A 25531-nucleotide genomic window follows, 5' to 3' on the forward strand; every position below is an offset into this window, starting at 1 on the left:
ACGTTCACCTATTCGCAGTGCTCTGGTTCGTCGGGGGTCCGGGAGTGGGTGCCGTTCGCGCTCAGCCGTTGCCGAACCTCTTGTCGATGAAGTCGAAGAGTTCGTCATCGCTGACCTCTTCGAACGCGTCCGCCTCGGCGTCCGCCCCGTCGTCGTCCGCGGTGCGACGCACGTCGTGCCACTTCGCCAGCAGCGTCTGCAGGCGCACCGTGACGTTCGCGTGCGCGGCCTCGTCCGCCGCGACCACCGCCAGCTCCTCCGGCGCCAGCGAGGACAGGCTGTTCTCCAACCGCTCCAGCTCCTCCAGTACGGACATTCCGCTGTCCGCGGCCTCCGGCGCCACCTCGTGGCGGAGCTGCCGGGCGAGCGCCACCGGCGTCGGGTAGTCGTACACCAGCGTCGCCGTCAGCTTCAGCCCGGTGGCCGCGTTCAGCCGGTTCCGCAGTTCCACGGCCGTCAGCGAGTCGAAGCCCAGCTCCTTGAACGCCTGCTCGGCGCCCACCTGGTCCTTCGACGCGTAGCCCAGGACGGCGGCCACCTGGCGGCGCACCAGGTCGAGCACGGTCCGCTCCTGCTGGGCCTCCGACTGCCGCGCCAGCTGCTGCGCCAGGGTGTCCGCCCCTTCCGCCGTTTCGGACACGGCCGGGCCGCCGCTGTCGCCGGCACGGCGCACCGGGGTGCGCACCAGGCCGCGGTAGAGCGGCAGCAGCTCCCCGGCGGAGGCGGCGCCGCGCAGCGCCGCCAGGTCCAGCCGTACGGGCACCAGCACCGCCTCGTCGGGCACGGTGCGGGCCGCGTCGAACAGGGCCAGGCCCTCCTCGGCGGACAGCGGCAGCACACCGCCGCGCGCCGCCCGCTTCAGGTCGGCCTCGCCGATCCGGCCGCCCATGCCCCGCTCCTCGGCCCACATGCCCCACACGAGGGACCGCGCGGTGCGGCCGGTGGCGCGGCGGTGTCCGGCGAGCGCGTCGAGGAACACGTTCGCCGCCGCGTAACCGCCCTGGCCCGCGCCGCCGATCGTGCCGGCCGCGGCCGAGAAGAGCACGAACGCGGACAGGTCCAGATCGCGGGTCAGCTCGTGCAGATTGACCGCCGCGTCGACCTTCGGCCGCAGGACGCGGTCCACCCGCTCCGGCGTCAGCATGTCGATCACACCGTCGTCGAGGACGCCCGCGGTGTGCACCACGGCCGTCAGCGGACGGTCCGCCGGAATCCCGGCCAGCAGCCCGACCAGCGCCTCCCGGTCGGCCGCGTCGCACGCGACGACGGCGGCCTCGGCGCCCAACTGGGCCAGCTCGGCGGTCAGTTCGGCCATGCCCTCGGCGGCGGGGCCGCTCCGGCTGGTCAGCAGCAGATGGCGGACGCCGTGCGCGGTGGCCAGATGGCGGGCGACCAGCCTGCCCAGACCACCGGTGGCGCCGGTGATCAGGACGGTCCCCCCGGGGTCGAGGGTGTCGCGTACCGGCTCGGCGGCCGGGGCCTCGACCCGGGCCAGCCTCGGTGCGTACGCCGTCCCCGCGCGCAGCGCGAGTTCGGGCTCGCCCGAGTCCAGCGCGGCGGCGATCGCCGGGTACGACACCTCGCCGTCGACGTCGAGCAGCACGAACTGGCCCGGGTTCTCCGTCTGCGCGGACCGCAGCAGCCCCCACACGGGCGCGTTCACCAGGTCCGCGACCTCGGTGTCCCCGGCCGCGGCGACCGCGCCGCGCGTGACCAGCACCAGCCGGGCGCTGCCGGGCCTGCCGCCGTTCAGCCACTCCTGCACCAGGCCCAGGGCCCGGTGGGTGGCCGCGTGTACGTCCGCGGCAAGGCCGTCACCGCCGTCGGTGCCGGGCTCGGGCAGGAAGGGCACGAGCACCGTGTCCGGCGCCGTCCCGTCCACCGCGACGGCCAATCCCAGCGCCGCCAGATCGTCGTGGACCGTGGCGGTGTGCCCGGCCGCGTCGAGGCCCACGCTCAGCTTGAGGTCGTCGCCGCCGACCACGGCGAAGCCCGCCGAAGCCGCTTCCGAAGGCGCCGTCACCGGGGCCCAGTCGACCCGGAACAGCGTGTCCCGCCGCCCGGAAGTCGCCGCCGCTCCGGCGATCCGGTCCGCGTCCAGCGGCTCGACGGCCAGCGCGTCCACCGACGCGACGAGCGCACCCGCCTCATCGGCCGCCACCAGCGACACCGTGCCGTCCGCGGCCGGCTTGAGGCTGACGCGCAGCGCCTCGGCGCCCGCCCCGTACAGGCTCAGCCCCCGCCACGAGGCCGCCACCGCGGCACCGTCCACGCCGAGCCCCAGCGGCTGGAGCGCACCGTCCAGCAGGGCCGGATGCAGCGCGAAGCGGGCGGCGTCCGCCTGCTGCGCCTCGCCGATACGGACCTCCGCGTACAGCTCCTCGCCACGCCGCCAGACGTGGCGCAGGCTCTGGAACGCCGGACCGTGCAGCAGCCCGGCGCGGGCCATGCCCGCGTACAGCGCGCCGGTGTCCACCGGCTCCGCGCCGGCGGGCGGCCATACGGCGAACTCGTCGGCAGCGGCGGGCGCCCGGGCCCCGGCGGACGCGAGGACGCCACCGGCGTGCCGCGTCCACGGCCGGCCGGCCTCCGCACCCTCCGGGCGCGAGTACACCGCCAGCGGGCGGCGGCCCTCGCCGTCGGGCTCACCGACCGACACCCGCAGCTGAACCCCGCCGCGCTCCGGCAGGATCAGCGGCTCCTCGAGAGCCAGCTCCTCCAGCAGCGCACAGCCCACATGGTCCCCGGCGCGCACCGCCAGCTCCACGAACGCGGAGCCCGGCAGCACGGCCGTATCGGCGACCGTGTGGTCCGCCAGCCAGGAGTGCGAGGAGAGCGCAAGGCGCCCGGAGAAGAGGAACGCGTCCGCGTCGGGCAGCTCCACCGCCGCACCCAGCAGCGGGTGACCGGCCGAGCCGAGCCCGGCCGAGGCCACCTCGTCCAGGGTGAGCAGCGCGTCGACCCAGTAGCGGCTGCGCTGGAACGCGTACGTCGGCAGGCCGACCTTCCGCGCGCCCGTACCGGCGAAGAACGCCTCCCAGTCCACCGCCACGCCACGGACGTGCGCCCGCGCGAGGGCCGTCGTCAGCGTCTCGGCCTCGGGACGGTCCTTGCGGCAGGTCGCGGCGAAGGCGATGTCGTCACCGGTCACGCAGTCCTGTGCCATGGCGGTGAGCACACCGTCCGGGCCCAGCTCGACGTAGGTGGTGACGCCCTGGGCTTGGAGGGTGCGTACGCCATCGAGGAAGCGGACGGCTTCGCGGACGTGGCGCACCCAGAAGTCCGGGCTGGTGATGTCTTCGGCGGAGACCAGCTCGCCGGTCAGGTTCGACACGATCGGAATGCGAGGCGCCTCGTACGACAGCCCCTGCGCCACCTCACGGAACGCCTCCAGCATCCCGTCCATGCGCGGCGAGTGGAACGCATGGCTCACCGTGAGCCGCTTGGTCTTACGACCCTGCGCCTCGAAGAACGCCGCGATCTGCACGGCGGCGTCCTCGTCGCCCGCGATGACCACGGAGGTGGGCCCGTTGAGGGCGGCGATGCTGACGCGCTCGGTGAGCAGCGGCAACACCTCGTCCTCGGCGGCCTGGACGGCGATCATCGCGCCACCGGCGGGCAGCTCCTGCATCAGACGCCCACGCGCCGCCACCAACTTCGCGGCGTCCGCGAGCGAGAGCACGCCAGACACATGCGCGGCGACCAGCTCACCGATGGAGTGCCCGGACAGGAAGTCCGGGCGCAGACCCCACGCCTCGACCAGCCGGAACAGCGCCACCTCAACCGCGAACAACGCAGGCTGGGTGAAAGCGGTCCGGTCCAGCACCGAGGCGTCATCCCCGAACAGCACCGACTTCAGCGGCCGTTCCAGGTGCGCATCCAGCGCATCGCATACCTCGTCCAGCGCCTCCGCGAACACCGGGTACGCCTCGTACAGCTCACGGCCCATCCCCAGCCGCTGGCTGCCCTGGCCCGTGAACAGGAACGCCACCTTGCCGCTCGCCACCGAGCCCTCGACCACGCCCGGCACCTCGGACTCGCCACGCGCCAGCGCCGCGAGACCGGCCAGCAGCCCGTCGGCGCCGTCCGCGGTGAGCACGGCCCGGTGGTCCATGGCGGTGCGGGTCGTGGCCAGCGAGAAAGCTACATCGGTGTGGGGCACGTCGGTGGCGTCCGATGCGGGGTCGCCGCCGAGGTGGGCCAGCAGCCGTTCGGCCTGACCGCGCACGGCGGCCCGGGACTTGCCGGACAGCACCCACGGCACGGTCGGCAGCTCCGCCACATCGGTGGCAGGTGTCTCCTCCAGGGCCGGGGCCGGGACCGGGGCCTGCTCCAGCACGGTGTGCGCGTTCGTACCGCTGATGCCGAACGCCGACACGGCGGCCCGGCGCGGACGGCCGGTCTCCGGCCACTTCCGCGCCTCGGTCAGCAGCTCCAGCTCACCGGCGGACCAGTCGACGTGCGGCGTCGGCTCGTCCACGTGCAGCGTCTGCGGCAGCACACCGTGCTGCAGCGCCAGCACCATCTTCATCACGCCCGCCACACCGGCGGCCGCCTGGGTGTGGCCGATGTTGGACTTGATGGAGCCGAGCAGCAGGGGCCGGTCCGCGTCGCGGTCCCGGCCGTACGTGGCGAGCAGCGCCTGCGCCTCGATCGGGTCGCCCAGCGTCGTACCGGTGCCATGGGCCTCGACCGCGTCCACCTCGGACGCGGAGAGACCGGCACCGGCCAGCGCCTGGCGGATCACCCGCTGCTGCGACGGACCGTTCGGCGCCGTCAGGCCGTTCGACGCGCCATCCTGGTTGATCGCGCTGCCACGCACGGTCGCCAGCACGGTGTGCCCGTTGCGCCGCGCGTCCGACAGCCGCTCCACCAGCAGCATGCCCACGCCCTCACCCCAACCGGTGCCATCCGCACCGGCCGCGAACGCCTTGATACGGCCATCCGCCGCCAGCCCACGCTGACGACTGAAGTCCACGAACGAACCCGGCGTCGACATCACCGTCACACCACCGGCCAGCGCCAACGAGCACTCACCCGCCCGCAACGCCTGAATCGCCCAGTGCAACGCCACCAGCGACGACGAGCACGCCGTGTCCACCGTCACCGCCGGACCCTCAAGACCCAGCGCGTACGACACCCGACCGGACATCACACTGGCCGCGTTGCCCGTCCCCATGAACCCGTCGCCGCCGTCGTGCGAGTGGAGGACGAGGGACATGTAGTCCTGGCCGTTGGTACCGGCGAACACGCCGACCTGCCGGCCGCGCAGCGTCGTCGGGTCGATGCCCGCCCGCTCGAACGCCTCCCAGGAGGTCTCCAGCAGCAGCCGCTGCTGCGGGTCCATCGCCATCGCCTCACGCGGCGAGATCCCGAAGAACGCCGCGTCGAAGTCCCCGGCGTCCGCCAGGAATCCGCCCTCGCGGACGTAGGTGGTGTTCTCCGCGCCGGGCTCCGGGTCGTACAGCGACTCGACGTCCCAGCCACGGTCGGCCGGGAAGTCCGTCACCGCGTCCTGCCCGGAGGACAGCAGCCGCCACAGCTCCTCGGGCGAGTCCACCCCGCCCGGGAAGCGGCAGCTCATGCCCACGATCGCGATCGGATCGTCGTCGGCGGCCACGGCCACGTCCACGGTCGAGGCCGTGGTGGCGGCCTCGTCGCCCAGGAACTCCGTACGGAGGTGGCCGGCGAGCGCCGAGGCCGTCGGGTAGTCGTAGACCAGGGTGGGCGGCAGCCGCAGCCCGGTCACGGTGTTCAGCCGGTTGCGCAGTTCGACGGCGGTCAGCGAGTCGAAGCCCAGCTCGCTGAACGCCCGGCTCGCCTCCACCGCCTCCGCGTCGGCGTGGCCGAGTACGTCCGCCACGGCGGAACGCACCAGGTCCAGCAGGACGCGTTCGCGCTCCGCCGCCGGAACGCCCGCGAGCCGCTGCGCGAGCGACGACTCGTCCGCGCCGCCGCCACCGGCCGCCGTACGGGCCGTCTGCCCGGCCTCGGCCTCCAGCGCCGTACGGGCCTCGGGCAGATCCCGCAGCAGCGGGCTCGGCCGGGACGCGGCGAAGCCGGGGGCCAGCCGCTCCCAGTCGATGTCCGCGACCATCACGGCCGTCTCGTCCAGGTCCAGGGCCCGCTGCAGCGCGGCGACGGCCAGGTCGGCCGCCATCGGCGGCACACCGGCGCGGCGCATGCGCTGCTCCAGCGCGTCGTCCGCGGCCATGCCGCCCTCGGCCCACGGGCCCCACGCCACGGAGGTGGCGGGCAGGCCCTCGGCCCGGCGCCGCTCGGCCAGCGCGTCCAGGAAGGCGTTCGCGGCGGCGTAGTTGGCCTGGCCCGCGGCGCCCATGGAACCGGCGAACGAGGAGAAGAGGACGAACGCCGTGAGGTCCAGGTCCCGCGTCACCTCGTGCAGATTGGCGGCGGCGTCGGCCTTCGCGCGCAGCACGGTGGCGAAACGCTCGGGGGTCAGCGACTCCAGTACGCCGTCGTCCAGCACTCCGGCCGCGTGGATGACGGCCGTCAGCGGCAGCTCGGCCGGAAGCCCGGCCACCAGGGCGGCCAGCGCGTCACGGTCGGCGGCGTCGCAGGCCGCGACCGTGATCCGGGCCCCGGAGGCGGCGAGTTCGTCCCGCAGCTCGGCCGCGCCGGGCGCGTCGAGGCCACGGCGGCTCGTGAGCACCACATGCTGCGCGCCGTTGTCGGCCAGCCAACGGGCCACGTGCGCGCCCAGCGCACCCGTACCGCCGGTGACCAGCACGGATCCCGCGCCCGGCTGCCAGGTGCGGCCGCGCGAGGACACGGCGGCGCGGGTCAGGCGGCGGCCGAAGGCACCGGAGGCGCGCACCGCCACCTGGTCCTCGCCGCCGCCCCCGGCGAGCACATTCACCAGACGGGACAGCGCCCGGTCGTCCACCGTCTCCGGCAGATCGACGAGACCGCCCCACTGCTCGGGAAGCTCCAGGGCGGCAACCCGCCCCAGGCCCCACACCCGCGCCTGCCACGCGTCCACCAGACCGTCGGACCGGCCGGTGGAGACCGCGCCGCGCGTGGCGACCCACAGCGGCGCGTCCACGCTCAGGTCGACCAGCGCCTGCGTCAGGGCGGCCGTACGGAGCAAGCCATCGGCGCCCGCGGCGACGGACGGCAGCGCGAACACACCCGCCACCGGACCTTTCTCCGCGACCGTCTCGCGCAGCTCCTCGGCCATGCCCGCGCGGTCCTCGGCGGCCAGCTCGACCCGCCGGGCCTCGGCGCCACGCGCGGACAGCGTCCGTACGATCCCCTCGGCCCACGCGTCGGTTGTTCCGTCGGCGGGTGCGGCGGGTGCGGCGGGTGTGACGACCAGCCACCGGCCGCTCAGCGTCCCCGCGCCACGGGCGGTCACCGGCTTCCACGTCACCTGGTAGCGCCACGCGTCGACGGTCGACAGCTCGCTCTGCCTGCGCCGCCACGACGACAGCATCGGCAGGACGGCGCTCAGCGAGGACAGCTCGTCCGCGTCCTCCGACTGCAGCGCCCCGGCGAGCGCCGCCACGTCCTCGCGCTCCACGGCCTCCCAGAACCGGGCGTCCACGGAATCCATGGCCGCCACCGCCTCGCGCACCTCCTCCGGGTTCTCCACCCAGAAGCGCTGCCGCTGGAAGGCGTACGTCGGCAGTTCGACCTGCGCGGCGCCCGTACCGGCGAAGAAGGCCCGCCAGTCCGGGGCGACGCCCCGGGTGTGCAGCGCGGCCAGCGCACCGGTCAGCGACTCCGGCTCGGTACGGCCCTTGCGCAGGGCCGGGACGAAGGCGGTGGTGTCGTCATCGCCGGTCACGCACTCCTGGGCCATGGCGGTGAGCACACCGTCCGGGCCCAGCTCGACGTACGTCGTAACGCCCTGAGCCTCCAGGGTGCGCACACCGTCGAGGAAGCGGACCGCCTCGCGGACGTGGCGCACCCAGAAGTCGGCAGTCGTGATCTCCTCAGCGGACACCACGGCACCGGTCAGGTCGGAGACGATCGGGATGCGAGGCGCCTCGTACGACAGCCCCTGCGCCACCTCACGGAACGCGTCCAGCATCCCGTCCATGCGCGGCGAGTGGAAGGCGTGGCTGACGGTGAGCCGCTTGGTCTTACGACCCTGCGCCTCGAAACCGGCGGCGATCTCCAGAGCCGCATCCTCATCACCCGCGACGACCACGGACATCGGACCGTTGAGGGCGGCGATGCTGACGCGCTCGGTGAGCAGCGGCAGCACCTCGTCCTCGGCGGCCTGGACGGCGATCATCGCGCCACCGGCAGGCAGCTCCTGCATCAAACGCCCACGCGCCGCCACCAACTTCGCCGCGTCCGCGAGCGACAACACACCCGCCACATGGGCAGCAGCCAACTCACCAATGGAGTGCCCGGACAGGAAGTCCGCACGCAGACCCCACGCCTCCACCAGCCGGAACAGCGCCACCTCAACCGCGAACAGCGCAGGCTGAGTAAACGCCGTCTGGTCGAGCACCGAGGCGTCATCCCCGAACAGCACCGTCTTGAGCGGCTGCTCAAGGTGCTGGTCCAGCGCATCGCACACCGTGTCCAGCGCCTCCGCGAACACCGGGTACGCGCCGTACAGCTCACGGCCCATCTCCAGCCGCTGGCTGCCCTGACCCGTGAACAGGAACGCCACCTTGCCGCTCGCCACCGAGCCCTCGACCAGCCCAGCGGCGGACTCGCCGCGCGCCAGCGCCTCCAGGGCCGTCACCAGCCCGGCGCGGTCCTCGCCGACCACCACGGCGCGGTGGTCCAGGGCCGCCCTGCCGGTCGCCAGCGCGTAGCCGACGTCCGTGGCGTCCAAGTCGGGGTGGGTGCCGAGGTGGGCCAGGAGCCGTTCGGCCTGGCCGCGCAGGGCGGCCTCGGTCTTGCCCGAGAGCACCCACGGCACCGTCGGCAGCTCCACACCGGGAGTCTGCGGGGCGGGGGCCGGGGCCGGGACCGGAGCCGGGGGCTGCTCCAGGATGGTGTGCGCGTTCGTCCCGCTCACGCCGAACGACGACACGGCCGCCCGGCGCGGTCGGCCGAGTTCCGGCCAGGGCCGGGCGTCGGCCAGCAGCTCGAGGTCGCCCGACGCCCAGTCGACGTGCGGGGTGGGCTCGTCCACGTGCAGCGTCTGCGGCAGCACCCCGTGGCGCATCGCCATGATCATCTTGATGATGCCCGCGACACCGGCGGCGGCCTGCGTGTGGCCGATGTTCGACTTGAGGGAGCCGAGCCACAGCGGCTGCCCCTCCGGCCGTTCGCGGCCGTACGTGGCGAGCAGCGCCTGCGCCTCGATCGGGTCGCCCAGCGTCGTACCGGTACCGTGCGCCTCCACCACGTCGACGTCGGCGGTGGTGAGCCGTGCGCTGCTGAGCGCTTCGCGGATGACGCGCTGCTGGGACGGGCCGTTCGGCGCCGTCAGACCGTTCGACGCGCCGTCCTGGTTGATGGCGGAACCGCGTACGACCGCCAGCACCTGGTGGCCGTTCTTCCGGGCGTCCGACAGCCGCTCGACGAGCAGCATGCCCGCGCCCTCGGCCCAGCCCGTGCCGTCCGCCGACGCGGCGAACGACTTGCAGCGGCCATCGCTGGACAGGCCCTGCTGGCGGCTGAAGTCGACGAACGTGTCCGGGGTGGCCATGACGGTGACACCACCGGCCAGCGCGAGCGAGCACTCGCCGTTGCGCAGCGCCTGCGCGGCCAGGTGCAGCGCCACCAGCGACGACGAGCACGCCGTGTCGATGGTGACCGCCGGGCCCTCCAGGCCGAAGGTGTACGCGACCCGGCCCGACGCGATGCTGCCCGCGCCACCCGTGCCGAGGTAGCCCTCAAGCCCCTCGGGGACGGCGGTCAGCCGCGTCAGGTAGTCGTGGTACATGACGCCCGCGAACACACCGGTCCGGCTGCCGCGTACCGACGACGGGTCGATGCCCGCCCGCTCGAACGCCTCCCAGGACGTCTCCAGCAGCAGCCGCTGCTGCGGGTCCATCGCCAGGGCCTCGCGCGGGTTGATGCCGAAGAAGTCCGGGTCGAACTCGGCCGCGTCGTGCAGGAAGCCGCCCTCGCGGGTGTAGCTGGTGCCCACCTGGTCGGGGTCGTCGCTGTAGAGCGCGTCGAGGTCCCAGCCACGGTCGGCGGGGAACGGGGAGATGGCGTCGGTGGCGCCCGTGACGAGCTGCCACAGCTCCTCGGGGGTGGTGACCCCGCCGGGGTAGCGGCAGCTCATGCCGACGATGACGATCGGATCGTCGTCGGTGGCGGCGGCCGCCATCGGCACCGGCGTGTGCACCTCCGCCGTGTCCTCGCCCACCAGCTCGGTCCGCAGATGGCGGGCCAGGACCTGCGGGTCCGGGTAGTCGAAGATGAGCGTCGCGGGCAGCCGCAGACCGGTCACGGAATTGAGCTGATTACGCAGCTCAACCGCCGTCAACGAGTCGAAGCCCAGATCCTTGAACGCCCGCCCGGTGCCAATGGTGTCCGCACCCGCGTAGCCGAGCACGGTCGCCACCTGCGCACGGACCAGGTCCAGCAGCAGCCGTTCCTGCTCCGCCACGCTCAACCCCGCCAGCCGACCGGCCGGCCCCGCATCGCCCCCGGCCGCGACCGCGTCCACCGCGCGCCGCACCGGGATGCGCACCAGGCCGCGCAGCAGCGGCGAGATGGCGGGCTGGTTGCGCAGCGCCGTCAGGTCCAGCCGCATCGGCACCAGCGATGCCTCGTCGACGGTCAGCGCGGCGTCGAAGAGCCGCAGTCCTTCCGCCACCGGCAGCGGGGGCACTCCGGCCCGTCGCATCCGGGTGATGTCGGCCTCGTCCAGGGTGTCGCCCATGCCGCCACCGGCCCACAGGCCCCACGCCAGCGAGGTGGCGGGCAGACCCTTGGCCGTACGGTGCTGGGCGAGCGCATCCAGGAAGACGTTGGCGGCGGCGTAGTTGCCCTGCCCTGGACCGCCGAAGACACCAGCGGCCGAGGAGAAGAGCACGAACGCGGACAGGTCCAGCTCGCGAGTCAGCTCGTGCAGGTTCCACGCCGCGTCCGCCTTCGGGCGCAGGACGTGGTCGATGCGCTCGGGCGTCAGCGAGCCGATCACACCGTCGTCCAGGACGCCCGCCGTGTGCACCACGGCCGTCAGGGGGTGTTCGGCGGGGACGGCGGCGAGGGTCGCGGCGAGCGCGTCCCGGTCGGCCACATCGCAGGCCGCCCAGCGCACCTGAGCACCCAACTCGCGCAGCTCAGCGCCTAGTTCGACGGCACCCGGCGCCTGATCGCCACGGCGGCTCACCAGCAGCAGATGCCGTACGCCACGCTCCGCCACCAGATGGCGGGCGAACAGGCCGCCCAGCGAACCGGACGCACCGGTCACCAGCACCGTCCCGTCCGGGTTCCACTCCGGGGCCGCGCCGTCGGCGGTGGACGCCGCGCGCGCCAGCCGTGGCGTCTTGACGACGCCCTGCCGCACCGCGACCTCGGCCTCGCCGCTCGCGAGGGCGGCGGGCAGCGCGGCCCGCGAGTCCTCATCGCCGTCGAGGTCGATCAGGAAGAAGCGGTCCGGGTTCTCGGCCTGCGCGGAGCGCAGCAGACCGCGTACGGCGGCGCCCGCCAGGTCCGCCACCGGCTCACCGGCCTCGGTGGCCACGGCCCCCGAGGTCAGCAGGACGAGACGGGAGTTCGCGAAACGGTCGTCGGCCAGCCAGGTCTGGAGGAGGTGGAGGGCTTGGGTGATGGCGCCGTGTGCGGCTTGGGTGGGGTTTTCCCCTAGCCCGCCCCTTCCCGCAACTTGGGGCTCCGCCCCAAGGCCCCGGTCCTCAAACGCCGGACGGGCTGCAAGTGCCGCACCGTCCGGGTGCGGCTCCGGACGCCCTTCGGGCGTGTCCTCAAACGCCGGACGGGCTGGAGATACCGCACCCGGGCCTTCAAGTACCGCGCCGTCGGATGCCAAGGACACCACTACGTACTCCGGCAGTGGCGTTCCGGAATCGACAGCCTCGCCCAGCGTGGCCAGGTCCGGGTACGCCTTGGCGCCCAGCCCGAACCCGTCCGCGCCCAGCACTGCCCAGCGGCCGTCGGCCACATCCGCAGGGGCGGCCGTCGTCCACTCCACGCGGTACAGCGACTCGTGGTACGCCGTACGCGCGCTCCGCAACTGCTCGGCCGAAACCGGGCGCAGCACCAGCGACTCCACGGCCGCGACCGGCGCACCTGTCGTGTCCGCGATCTCCAGCCGTACGCCGTCGCCGCTCGCAGCGGCCATCCGTACGCGCAGGCCGGCCGCGCCGCTCGCGTACAGCGACGTCCCGGTCCACGCGAACGGCAGCCGCCCCTCGGTCTCGGTGCCGCCGAGCCCGGCGAGGCCGAGCGCGTGCAGGGCGGAGTCCAGCAGCGCAGGGTGCAGGGCAAACGCGGCGGCGTCCTCGGCCGCCCCCTCGTCCAGCGCCACTTCGGCGAACACCTCGCCGCCGCGCCGCCACGCCCTGCGCAGCCCCTGGAACGAGGGCCCGTACGCGAATCCGACATCACGCAGGTCGGCGTAACGGTCGCCGACCTCCACCTCGGCCGCGTCCGCCGGAGGCCAGGCGCTCAGCTCGAACGACGCCTCCGCCGGGCCACCGGACGCCAGCACACCGGCCGCGTGCCGGGTCCACGGCTCCTCGGCCGACGCGCTCTCGGCGCGCGAGTGCAGTTCCAGCGGGCGACGGGCCGTGTCGTCGGCCGCGCCGACCCACAGCCGCAGCTGTACGCCGCCCTCCGCAGGCAGGACCAGCGGCGCTTCGAGGGTCAGCTCCTCCAGCACGTCACAGCCGACGTGGTCACCGGCGCGGACCGCCAGCTCCACGAAGGCGGTACCCGGCAGCAGCACGGTGTCCATGATCGTGTGGTCGGCGAGCCACGGGTGCGTCGACAGCGCCAGGCGGCCGGTGAACAACACCCCGTCCGCACTGGGCAGTTCGGCGCTCGCGCCGAGCAGCGGGTGCTCGGCCTCGCCCAGACCCACCGCGGCCACGTCGCCGAGGAACAGCGACGAGACCTTCGGCCAGTAGCGCTGCCGCTGGAAGGGGTACGTCGGCAACTCGGCGGGGTCGATGGCCGTGGCATGGGTGTGGGCGTAGTAGGCCGCCCAGTCCACCGCCACGCCACGGACGTGCGCCCGCGCGATGGCGGCCGTCAGCGCCTCGGCCTCGGGCCGGTCCTTGCGGAGGGCGGATACGAAGGCGGCGTCGTCACCGGTCACGCACTCCTGGGCCATGGCGGTGAGGACACCGTCCGGACCCAGCTCGATGAACGTCGAGACACCCTTGGCCTCCAACACCCGCACACCATCGAGGAACCGCACGGCCTCACGGACATGCCGCACCCAGAACTCCGGGCTGGTGATCTCCTGCGCGGAGACGACATCCCCGGTCAGATTCGACACGATCGGAATGCGCGGAGCCTCGTACGACAGCCCCTCGGCCACCGCACGGAACACGTCCAGCATCCCGTCCATACGCGGCGAATGGAACGCATGGCTGACCGTGAGCCGCTTCGTCTTACGACCCTGCGCCTCGAACGAAGCCGCAATCTCGACAGCAGCGTCCTCATCACCCGAGATCACCACCGACGACGGGCCATTCAGCGCGGCAATACTCACCCGCTCGGTCAGCAGCGGCGCCACCTCGTCCTCCGACGCCTGCACCGCGACCATCGCACCACCGGCCGGAAGCTCCTGCATCAACCGCCCACGCGCCGCCACCAACTTCGCGGCATCCGCAAGCGAGAGAACCCCCGCCACATGCGCGGCGGCCAGCTCACCGATGGAGTGCCCAGAGAGGAAGTCCGCACGCAGACCCCACGCCTCGACCAGCCGGAACAGCGCCACCTCGACCGCGAACAACGCAGGCTGAGTGAACCCCGTCTGGTCCAGCACCGAGGCGTCGTCGCCGAACAGCACCGTCTTCAGCGGCCGTTCAAGATGCTGGTCCAGCTCATCGCACACCTCATCCAGCGCCTCCGCGAAGGCCGGATGGGCGAAGTACAGCTCACGGCCCATGCCGAGCCGCTGGCTGCCCTGCCCCGTGAACAGGAACGCCACCCGGCCACCGGCCACCGAGCCCGCGATGAGTCCGGCCGCCGTACGGCCCTCGGCCAGCGCTTCCAGGTCGGACAGCAGCCCGGTCCGGTCGTCGGCGACCAGTGCCGCCCGCTCCTCGAAGGACGAGCGGCCGACGGCCAGCGAGTAGCCGAGGTCGGCCGTCCGTACCTCGGTGCGCGCGGTCAGGTAGGCGTGCAGCTGCTCGGCCTGGGCGCGCAGCCCCTCCGTGGTCCGGGCCGAGAGGAGCACCGGCAGGGCCGCGTCCTGGCCGGCCTCGGTCTCGGTCTCGGTCCCGGCTTCGGCCTCGGTCTCGGTCTCGGCAGGCTCAAGGGCGGGGACGGCCGGGGCCTCTTCCAGCACCGCGTGTGCGTTGGTCCCGCTGAAGCCGAAGGACGACACACCCGCGCGACGCGGGTGCCCGGTCTGCGGCCACTCCCGCGCCTCCGTCAGCAGCGCGATCTCGCCCGCCGACCAGTCGACGTGCGGCGTCGGCTCGTCCACGTGCAGGGTCCGCGGCAGCACTCCGTGCCGCATGGCGAGGACCATCTTCATCACACCGGCGACACCGGCCGCTGCCTGGGTGTGGCCGAGGTTGGACTTGATGGAGCCGAGCAGCAGGGGCCGGTCCGCGTCGCGGTCCCGGCCGTACGTGGCGAGCAGTGCCTGCGCCTCGATCGGGTCACCCAGCCGGGTGCCCGTACCGTGCGCCTCGACCGCGTCCACCTCGGCGGCCGACAGACCGGCGCCCGCCAGCGCCTGCCGGATGACACGCTGCTGCGACGGACCGTTCGGCGCCGTCAGGCCGTTGCTCGCACCGTCCTGGTTGACCGCTGTGCCGCGTACGAGCGCGAGCACCGGGTGGCCGTTGCGGCGCGCGTCCGACAGCCGCTCCACGAGCAGCATGCCGACGCCCTCACCCCAGCCGGTGCCGTCGGCCCCGGCCGCGAAGGCCTTGATGCGGCCGTCCTCGGCGAGCCCGCGCTGACGGCTGAAGTCGACGAACACACCGGGGGTGGACATCACGGTCACACCACCGGCCAGCGCGAGCGAGCATTCACCGCCGCGCAGCGCCTGGATCGCCGAGTGGAGGGCGACGAGCGAGGACGAGCAGGCGGTGTCGATGGTGACGGCCGGGCCTTCGAGACCGAAGGTGTAGGCGAGTCGGCCCGAGATGACGCTCGCCGCGTTGCCCGTGCCCATGTGGCCTTCGAGGCCCTGCGAGTCGCCCAGCAGCAGCGACAGATAGTCCTGGCCGTTGGTGCCGACGAAGACACCGGCCGTGGAGCCGCGCAGCGTGGCCGGGTCGATGCCCGCCCGCTCGAACGCCTCCCACGACGTCTCCAGCAGCAGCCGCTGCTGCGGGTCCATCGCGAGGGCTTCCCTCGGCGAGATGCCGAAGAACGCCGGGTCGAAGTCGGCGGCGTCGTGCAGGAAGCCACCCTCGCGGGCGTACGAGGTGCCCTCGACGTCCGGGTCCGGGTTGTAGAGCGAGGCCAGGTCCCAGCCGCGGTCGGTGGGCATGCCCGAGATCACGTCCGTACCGGACGCGAGCAGCTGCCACAGCTCCTCGGGGGTGCGCACACCGCCCGGGAAGCGGCAGCTCATCGCGACGATCGCGATCGGGTCGTCGTCGGCCGCCGCGCCCGCCACCAGCGCGCCGCCGGTGGCGGTGACGGTGGCCGCGGCCGGTGCGCCGAGCAGCTCGGTGAACAGGTGGTCGGCGAGGGCGATCGGCGTCGGGTAGTCGTAGACGAGGGTGGCGGGGAGCCGCAGATCGGTCGCGGCGTTCAGACCGTTGCGCAGTTCGACGGCGGTGAGCGAGTCGAAACCGATGTCGCGGAAGGCCCGTTCGGCACTGATGTCGGACACATCGGCGTGGCCGAGCACGTCCGCCACATGGGTGCGTACGAGATCCAGCAGTGCCCGGTGGCGCTCCGCCTCCGGCAGACCGAGGAGCCGCTGAGCCAGCGCGGAGGCCGTCTCGACGGCCACGTTCTCCCTGCCTCCGATGACGGCCGCGTGCCGCACCTCCGGCAGGTCGGCCAGCAGCGGACTGGGCCGCCCGGCCGTGAAGCCCGGCGCGAACCGGTCCCAGTCGACGTCCGCGACCGTCACGGCCGTGTCGCCCAGGTCGAGGGCGCGCCGCAGTGCGCCGAGCGCGAGGTCGGCGTCCATCGGCGGCATACCGGCGCGGCGCATGCGCTGCTCCAGCGCCTCGTCGGCGGCCATGCCACCCGCGGCCCACGGGCCCCAGGCGATCGACGTGGCGGGCAGACCCTCGGCGCGGCGCCGCTCGGCGAGCGCGTCGAGGTAGGCGTTCGCGGCGGCGTAGTTGGCCTGGCCCGCGGCGCCCACGGTGCCGCTGGTCGAGGAGAACAGCACGAACGCGGACAGGTCCAGGTCGCGCGTCAGCTCGTCCAGTGCGAGCGCGGCGTCGGCCTTCGCCCGCAGCACACCGCTGATGCGCTCGGGGGTCAGCGACTCCAGTACGCCGTCGTCCAGCACACCGGCCGCGTGCACCACGGCCGTCAGCGGCAACTCGGCGGGCAGCCCGGCCAGCAGCCCGGCCAGGGCCTCCCGGTCGGCCACATCGCACGCGGCCACGGTCACGCGGGCGCCCGACGCGGCGAGTTCGTCGCGCAGCTCGGCCGCGCCCGGCGCGTCGGGGCCACGGCGGCTGGTGAGCACCACGTGCTCGGCGCCGTTGTCGATCAGCCAGCGGGCCACCTGGGCGCCCAGTGCGCCCGTGCCGCCCGTCACCAGCACCGTGCCCCGAGCGTTCCAGCTCTCGGACTCCGGCACCTGCCGTGCGGGGGCGTGCGCGAGCCTGCGGCCGAAGACGCCGGAGGCGCGGACGGCGATCTGGTCCTCTTCCCCGGCCCCGGCCAGCACCGCCGCGAGCCGCGCCAGCACCCGGTCGTTCGGGGTCTCGGGGAGGTCGACCAGACCGCCCCAGCGGTCGGGCAGCTCCAGGGCCGCGACCCGGCCCAGACCCCAGACCCGCGCCCGGGCCGGGTCCACGACCTCGCCCTGACGCCCCGTCGACACCGCGCCCCGCGTCGCGCACCACAGCGGCGCCTCGATCGCGGCGTCGCCGAGCGCCTGCACGAGCGCGGCCGTGGGCAGCAGGGCGTCGGCGTCCCCGGTGGCCAGCAGCGAGAGCACACCGGCGACGGCGCCACCGTCGGCCACCGTGCGCAGCTGCTCGGCGATGCCCGCGCGGTCCTCGGCCACCAGCGCGAGCTGCCGCACCTCGGCTCCGCGCTCGGTGAGCGTACGGACGACACCGGCCGTCCACGCGTCGGCCTGCCCGGCGGGAGCGACAACGAGCCAGACACCGGACATGCGGGACGCGGAACCCAGCGAGAGCGGCTTCCACGACACCTGGTACCGCCAGCCGTCGACACCGGCGGCGGCGACGAGGCCCGACACCGGCGCCTCGGGCCAGTAACGACGGTGCTGGAAGGCGTACGTGGGCAGGTCCACGCGGGACGCACCGGTCCCGGCGAAGTACGCCGCCCAGTCCGGCGCCACGCCACGGACGTGCAGCCGGCCGACAGCGGCGGTCAGGGCCTCCGCCTCGGGGCGGCCCTTGCGGAGCGCGGCCACGAACGCCGCGTCGGCGCCGGTGGCGCTCTCCTGGGCCATGGCGGTGAGGACACCGTCCGGGCCCAGCTCGATGAAGGTGGTGACGCCCTGCGCTTCGAGGGTCCGGACACCGTCGAGGAAGCGGACCGCCTCCCGGACGTGACGCACCCAGAAGTCCGGGCTGGTGATCTCCTCGTCGGAGACGACGTCCCCGGTCAGATTCGACACCATCGGGATGCGCGGAGCCTCGTACGAAAGCCCCTCGGCCACCTCACGGAACGCGTCCAGCATCCCGTCCATACGCGGCGAATGGAAGGCGTGGCTGACCGTGAGCCGCTTCGTCTTACGACCCTGCGCCTCGAACGAAGCCGCGATCTCGACGGCGGCATCCTCATCGCCCGCGATGACCACTGCCATCGGACCGTTGAGGGCGGCGATGCTGACGCGCTCGGTGAGCAGCGGCAGCACCTCATCCTCGGCGGCCTGGACGGCGATCATCGCGCCACCGGCCGGAAGCTCCTGCATCAACCGCCCACGCGCCGCCACCAACTTCGCCGCATCCGCGAGCGAGAGCACCTCCGCCACATGCGCGGCGGCCAGCTCACCGATCGAATGCCCCGAGAGGAAATCGGGACGCAGACCCCACGCCTCGACCAGCCGGAACAGCGCCACCTCAACCGCGAACAACGCAGGCTGAGTGAAGCCAGTCTGGTCCAGCACCGAGGCGTCGTCCCCGAACAGCACCGTCTTCAATGGCCGTTCAAGGTACGGGTCCAGCGCATCGCACACCGCATCCAGCGCCTCAGCGAACACCGGATAGGCGTCGTACAGCTCACGCCCCATCCCGAGCCGCTGGCTACCCTGCCCCGTGAACAGGAACGCCACGTCGCCCTCGGCGGCCGTACCTTCGATGAGCCCCGGCGCGGACTCGCCCCGGGCCAGCGCGTCGAGCCCGCGCAGCAGTTCGTCGCGGCCATCGGCGACCAGCACCGCGCGCTGGTCCAGCACGGCGCGGCCGGTGGCCAGGGTGTGGGCGACATCGGCCGGTTCGAGGGCGGGGTGCGCCGTGAGGTGGGCGTACAGCCGCTCGGCCTGGGCCCGCAGGGCGTCGGTGCCCTGCGCGGACAGCGCGTACGGCAGCACACCGGTCCCGTGCCGCTCGGCCGGCCGCGTCTCGTCGACGACGACCGGGGCCTGCTCGATGATGGTGTGCGCGTTGGTGCCGCTGATGCCGAACGAGGACACGCCCGCCCGGCGCGGGCGGCCGGTCTCCGGCCACGTCTGCTGCTGAGTCAGCAGCGACACCGCGCCGTCCGTCCAGTCGACGTGCGGCGACGGCTCGTCCACGTGCAGCGTGCGCGGCAGCAGGCCATGACGGATGGCCATGACCATCTTGATGATTCCGGCGACACCGGCCGCCGCCTGGGCGTGGCCGATGTTGGACTTGACGGAGCCGAGCCACAGGGGCAGGTCCGCGTCGCGGTCCTGGCCGTACGTGGCGAGCAGCGCCTGCGCCTCGATCGGGTCGCCCAGCGTCGTCCCCGTACCGTGCGCCTCAACGGCGTCCACCTCGGCGGCGGACAGCCCCGCACCGGCCAGCGCCTGCCGGATCACCCGCTGCTGCGACGGGCCGTTCGGCGCCGTCAGACCGTTCGACGCGCCGTCCTGGTTGACGGCCGAGCTCCGTACGACGGCCAGCACTTGGTGGCCGTTCTTCCGGGCGTCCGACAGCCGCTCGACGAGCAGCATGCCGACGCCCTCGCCCCAGCCCGTGCCGTCCGCGCCGGAGGCGAACGCCTTGCAGCGGCCGTCCGCCGCGAGGCCGCCCTGGCGGCCGAACTCGGTGAAGTGACCCGGCGTCGTCATCACCGTGACACCGCCCGCGAGGGCCATGGTGCATTCGCCCTGCCGCAGCGCCTGGATGGCCCAGTGCAGTGCGACCAGGGAGGACGAGCAGGCGGTGTCGACGGTGACGGCGGGGCCTTCGAGGCCGAGGGCGTAGGCGATGCGGCCGGACATGACGCTGCCCGCGTTGCCCGTCATCACATGGCCCGCGACCTCCGCACCGGCCTGTTCGAGGCCCGCGTCGTAGCCGCTGTAGGCCGCGCCGACGAACACGCCGACCGAACGGCCCCGAAGCGCGTCCGGGTCGATCCCGGCCCGCTCGAACACCTCCCAGGAGGTTTCCAGCAGCAGCCGCTGCTGCGGGTCCATGGCGAGCGCCTCACGCGGCGAGATGCCGAAGAAGGCCGCGTCGAAGAGGTCCGCGTCATGCAGGAAGCCACCGCTGCGGGCGTAGTCGGACGGCGTCGCGTCGGCGTCCTCGTCCGCCCACTGGGACTCCCAGTTGCGGTTGACGGGGAAGCCGGTGATCGCGTCCGCGTCCGTGGCCACGAGCTGCCACAGGTCCTCGGGCGAGCGCACGTCACCGGGGTAGCGGCAACCCATGGCGACGATGGCGATCGGGTCGTCGGCGAGGGAGGCGGCGGGGGATGCTTCCGCCGCCTCCACCTGGTTGTCCTCGTCGGCGTCCGGGCCGAGGAGTTCGCGGCGCAGATGGTCCGCGAGGACGGCGGGGTTGGGGTAGTCGAAGACGATCGTGGTGGGCAGCTTGAGCCCGGTGGCGCCGGAGAGCCGGTTGCGCAGTTCGACGGCGGTGAGCGAGTCGAAGCCCAGCTCCTTGAAGGCCCGGCGCGCCTCGATGGCGTCGGCGGACGCGTGGCCGAGGGCCAAGGCCACATGGGTGCGCACGAGGTCCAGCAGGGTCCGGCGGCGCTCGCTCGCGGAGAGCGCGCGCAGCCGCTGGGCCAGGGACGAGCCGGAGGCGGCGAGCGCACCCGCAGCGGTCCGCCGTCCGGTCGTACGGATCAGCCCGCGCAGCAGGGCCGGAACCGGCCCCGAACCGGCGGCGGAACGCAGCGCCGCGAGGTCGAGACGGGCCGGGATCAGCGTGGTCCGGCCGGTGCGGCAGGCGGTGTCGAACAGCGCCATGCCCTCCTCGTCGGACAGCGCGCCCATGCCGCTGCGGGCGAGCCGCAGCAGATCGGTCTCGGTCAGATCGCCGGTGATGCCACCGGACTGGGCCCACAGGCCCCACACCAGCGAGGTGGCGGGCAGACCGGTGGCGTGGCGGTGTGCGGCGAGCGCGTCGAGGAAGACATTCGCCGCTGCGTAGTTGGCCTGGCCCGCGCCGCCCAGCGTGCCCGCGATGGCGGAGAACAGGACGAACGCGGAGAGGGCGCGGCCACGCGTCAGCTCGTGCAGGTTCCACGCCGCGTCCACCTTGGGGCGCAGCACGCGGTCCAGTTGCTCGGGCCTCAGGGCGGCGGCCGTGCCGTCGTCCAGCACACCGGCGGTGTGCACGACGGCCGTGAGCGGGTGCTCGGCCGGAATGGCGGCCAGGGTCGCGGCGAGGGCGTCGCGGTCCGCGGCGTCGCAGGCGGCGAGGGTGATCTCGGCGCCCTGCTCGCGGAGTTCGGCGGCCAGCTCGACGGCGCCGTCGGCGTCCGCGCCGCGCCTGCTGGTGAGCAGCAGGTGGCGTACGCCGTGATCGGCGACCAGGTGGCGGGCGAGCAGGCGGCCCAGGGCGCCGGTGCCGCCGGTGATCAGGACGGTGCCATCGGCGTCGAACGCCGGGGCGACGGTGTCCGTACGGTCCTCCGCCGACGCGCGGGCCAGGCGGGGCGCGAGGGCGCGGTCCGCGCGGACGGCCAGCTCCGGCTCCCCGGTGGCCAGGGCGTCGGGCAGGGCGGCCGTGGAGGTTTCGTCGAGGTCCACAAGGACGAAACGACCCGGGTTCTCGGTCTCGGCGGAGCGCACCAGACCCCACAGCGGGGCGTGCGCCAGGTCGGTGACGCTCTCCTCCGGCCCGGCGGCCATCGCGCCCCGGGTGACCACCACGAGCCGCGCGTCCTCGAACCGGTCGTCGGCCAGCCAGCCCTGTACCAGGGCCAGCGCGCGCTGCGCCTCCCGGTGCGCCGCTGCGGCCATGTCCTCGTCCGGGTCGCCTTGCGATATGGGGGCGAAGGAGGCGAGCACCAGTTCCGGCGCGGTGATGTCGCCCAGCGCCGCCAGATCCGGTACGGAGGTGGCGGCCACGCCGCCCGTGACCAGCCCGAACGGGTCGTCGCCGAGGACGACGCGGCGGGCGGCGGCGTCCGGCCCGGCCCCGGCGGCCTGCGTGGCTTGGGCTGCCTGCGGGGCAACCCAGTCCAGGCGGAACAGGTTCTGCCACTGGTCGTTCGCGTCGCTGCCGAGGTCTTCGGGGAGCGGGCGGCAGCGCAGTGCGTCGATGGTGGCGACAGGCTCGCCTTCGGCGTCGGCCACCGCCACGGTCACGGTGTCGGCTTCGGCCGGCCCGATCCGTACGCGCAGCGCGGACGCGCCCTCCGCGTACAGGGAGACGCCCTGCCATTCCACGGCCGGCTGCGCGGCGTCCCCGTGGTCGTACAGGGTGTGCAGTGCGGCGTCCAGCAGCGCCGGGTGTACGGCAAACCGTTCGGCACCGGGGTCCGCGTCCTCCGGCAGCCGGACCTCGGCGAACAGCTCGTCACCGCGCCGCCAGGCGGCGTTGAGCCCCTGGAACAGCGGGCCGTGCCGCAGGCCTGCCTCGGCCAGCCGGCCGTAGACCGCTTCGGTCTCGATCGCCTCGGCGGCGGTCGGCGGCCACTCGGCCAGCTCGAACGACGGACTCGGGGCGCCGGGGGCGAGCACACCGCTGGCGTTCCGCAGCCACGCCGCGTCGGGGGCGGCGTCCTCCGCACGAGAGGAGACGGTGAGGGAACGCCGTCCGGCCTCGTCCGGGGTGCCGACGGTGACCTGAAGCCGGACCCCGCCACGCGCGGGCAGGACGAGGGGGGCGTGCAGGGTCAGCTCATCGAGATGGTCACAACCGGCCTGGTCACCGGCCCGCACCGCCAGCTCAACAAACGCCGTACCCGGCACCACCACCGCACCACGCACCACATGATCGGCCAGCCACGGATGCGAATCCACACCCAGCCGACCCGTGAACAACAACCCATCCGACTCCGCCAACGACACCGCCGCACCCAACAACGGATGCCCCACCGGCTCCAACCCCACCGACGCCACATCACCCACCGACGCCGCACCCGGCTCCAACCAGAACCGCTCATGCTCAAACGCATACGTCGGCAAATCCACCCGACCAGCACCAGTCCCCGCAAAGAAACCAGCCCAGTCCACACCCACACCACGCACAAACGCCCGCGCGACAGCCGTCGTCAGCGACTCCGCCTCGGAGCGCTCCTTGCGGCAGACGGAGATGAACGCCGCCTCCTCACCGGAGACACACTCCTGCCCCATCGCAGAGAGCACACCATCCGGACCCAGCTCGATGAACGTCGAGACACCCTTGGCCTCCAACACCCGCACACCATCGAGGAACCGCACGGCCTCACGGACATGCCGCACCCAGAAATCGGCGGTCGTGATCTCCTCGGCGGACACCACGGCACCGGTCAGGTTGGACACGATGGGGATCGTCGGGGCCTCGTACGACAGCCCCTCGGCGACCTCGCGGAACGCGTTCAGCATCCCGTCCATACGCGGTGAGTGGAAGGCGTGGCTGACGGTGAGCCGCTTGGTCTTACGACCCTGCGCCTCAAAGCCCGCCGCGATCTCCAGAGCCGCATCCTCGTCGCCCGCGATGACCACGGACGTCGGCCCGTTGACAGCGGCGATCGAAACACGCCCGGTCAGCAGCGGCGCCACCTCGTCCTCCGACGCCTGCACCGCGACCATCGCGCCACCGGCCGGAAGCTCCTGCATCAACCGCCCACGCGCCGCCACCAACTCGGCGGCATCCGCCAGCGACAACACACCCGCCACATGCGCCGCAGCCAACTCACCAATGGAGTGCCCGGACAGGAAGTCCGGCCTCACACCCCACGCCTCCACCAGCCGGAACAACGCCACCTCAACCGCGAACAACGCAGGCTGAGTGAACCCCGTCTGATCCAGCACCGCCGCGTCATCCCCGAACAGCACCGACTTCAACGGCCGCTCAAGATGCCGATCCAGCTCCGCACACACCGCATCCAGCGCCTCCGCGAACACCGGATAGGCGTCATACAGCTCACGCCCCATACCCAGCCGCTGGCTCCCCTGCCCCGTGAACAGGAACGCCACCTTGCCCGGCACCGGCGAACCCTGCACCAGCCCCGGGGCGTCCCCGGCGCCCGCCAGGGCGTCGAGTCCGGCCCGGAAGCCGTCGCCGTCGGCCGCGACGAGCACCGCGCGGTGGTCGAAGGCCGACCGGGTGGTCGCGAGCGCGTGGGCGAGGTCGAGCGGCCGCAGATCGGGGTGGTCCCGCACGTGCGCGGCCAGGCGCTCGGCCTGGGCGCGCAGGGCGGCGGCGCCGCGTCCGGACAGGACCCACGGCAGCACGGCGGGGGTCACGGCGGGCGCCGAGGGGGCCTTGGCTTCTTCCGGCTCGGGCGCCTGCTCGATGATGGTGTGGACGTTGGTGCCGCTGACGCCGAACGACGAGACGCCCGCGCGCCGCGGGCGGCCGTCGGTCTCCGGCCACTGCCGCGCCTCCGTGAGCAGCGACACGTCCCCCGCCGACCAGTCGACGTGCGGCGTCGGCTCATCCACGTGCAGGGTCTGCGGCAGTACACCGTGCCGCATCGCCATGACCATCTTGATGACGCCGCCGATTCCGGCGACGTTCTGGGTGTGACCGATGTTCGACTTCAGCGAGCCGAGCCACAGCGGCCGCCCCTCCGGCCGCTCCTGGCCGTAGGTGGCGATCAGGGCCTGTGCCTCGATCGGGTCGCCCAGGGTCGTACCCGTGCCGTGTGCTTCGACCGCGTCCACGTCGGCCGGGCTGAGGCGGGCGTTCTCCAGGGCCTGGCGGATGACACGGCGCTGCGACGGGCCGTTCGGCGCCGTCAGGCCATTGCTCGCACCGTCCTGGTTGACCGCCGAACCACGCACGACCGCAAGCACCTGGTGGCCGTTGCGGACCGCGTCCGACAGCCGCTCGACCAGCAGCACCGCAACGCCCTCGGACCAGCCGGTGCCGTCCGCCGACGCCGCGAAGGACTTGCAGCGGCCGTCGGCGGACAGGCCGCGCTGACGGCTGAACTCCACGAACACATCGGGCGACGCGAGCACGGTCGCGCCCGCCGCCAGCGCGAGCGAGCACTCGCTCTGCCGCAGCGCCTGGACCGCCAGGTGCAGCGCGACCGAGGAGGACGAGCACGCGGTGTCGATGGTGGCGGCCGGGCCCTCGAGGCCGAAGGCGTACGAGAGCCGCCCGGACGCGACGCTGGAGGCGGTGCCGGTGAGCAGATGGCCCTCGACACCCTCCGGCAGGTCGTATTCACCCGCCCCGTACGCCTGCGTGGACGCGCCGACGAACACGCCGGTGCGGGAGCCGCGCAGCGCCGCCGGGTCGATGCCCGCCCGCTCGAACGCCTCCCATGACGTCTCCAGCAGCAGCCGCTGCTGCGGGTCCATGGCCAGCGCCTCACGCGGCGAGATGCCGAAGAACCCGGGGTCGAACTGGTCCGCGTCGTAGAGGAAGCCGCCACCGCGTGCGTAGAACGTGCCCTCGCGCTCGGGGTCCGGGTCGTAGAGCGACTCGATGTTCCAGCCGCGGTCGGTGGGGAACCCCGAGATGGCGTCGTGGCCGCCCGCGACGAGCTGCCACAGCTCTTCGGGGCTGCCGACACCGCCGGGGAATCGGCAGCTCATGCCGACGATCGCGATCGGTTCCCGGGATGCGTCGGTGAGCTGCTGGTTCTGCTTGCGCAGCCGCTCGGTTTCCTTCAGCGAGGCCCGCAGCGCGTCAACGAGCTTTTCGTTGGGGGTTGTCATCGTGTCGTGTACTCCGTGCTTGGGCCG

The 25531-nt window shown here is 73.5% G+C and carries 1 protein-coding gene; it reads right to left on the bottom strand.

Going from position 1 to position 25531, the window contains the following annotated elements; all coding sequences use genetic code 11:
- Window positions 1–61 precede the first annotated feature (61 nt).
- On the bottom strand, window positions 62–25504 hold the full coding sequence (locus ACFZCY_RS28580) for a type I polyketide synthase (RefSeq protein WP_391179332.1): 25443 nt from the start codon (window positions 25502–25504) through the stop codon (window positions 62–64).
- Between the last annotated feature and the right edge of the window lie 27 nt (window positions 25505–25531).

The sequence above is a fragment of the Streptomyces sp. NPDC007983 genome (genome assembly GCF_042958345.1).
Lineage (GTDB): Bacteria > Actinomycetota > Actinomycetes > Streptomycetales > Streptomycetaceae > Streptomyces.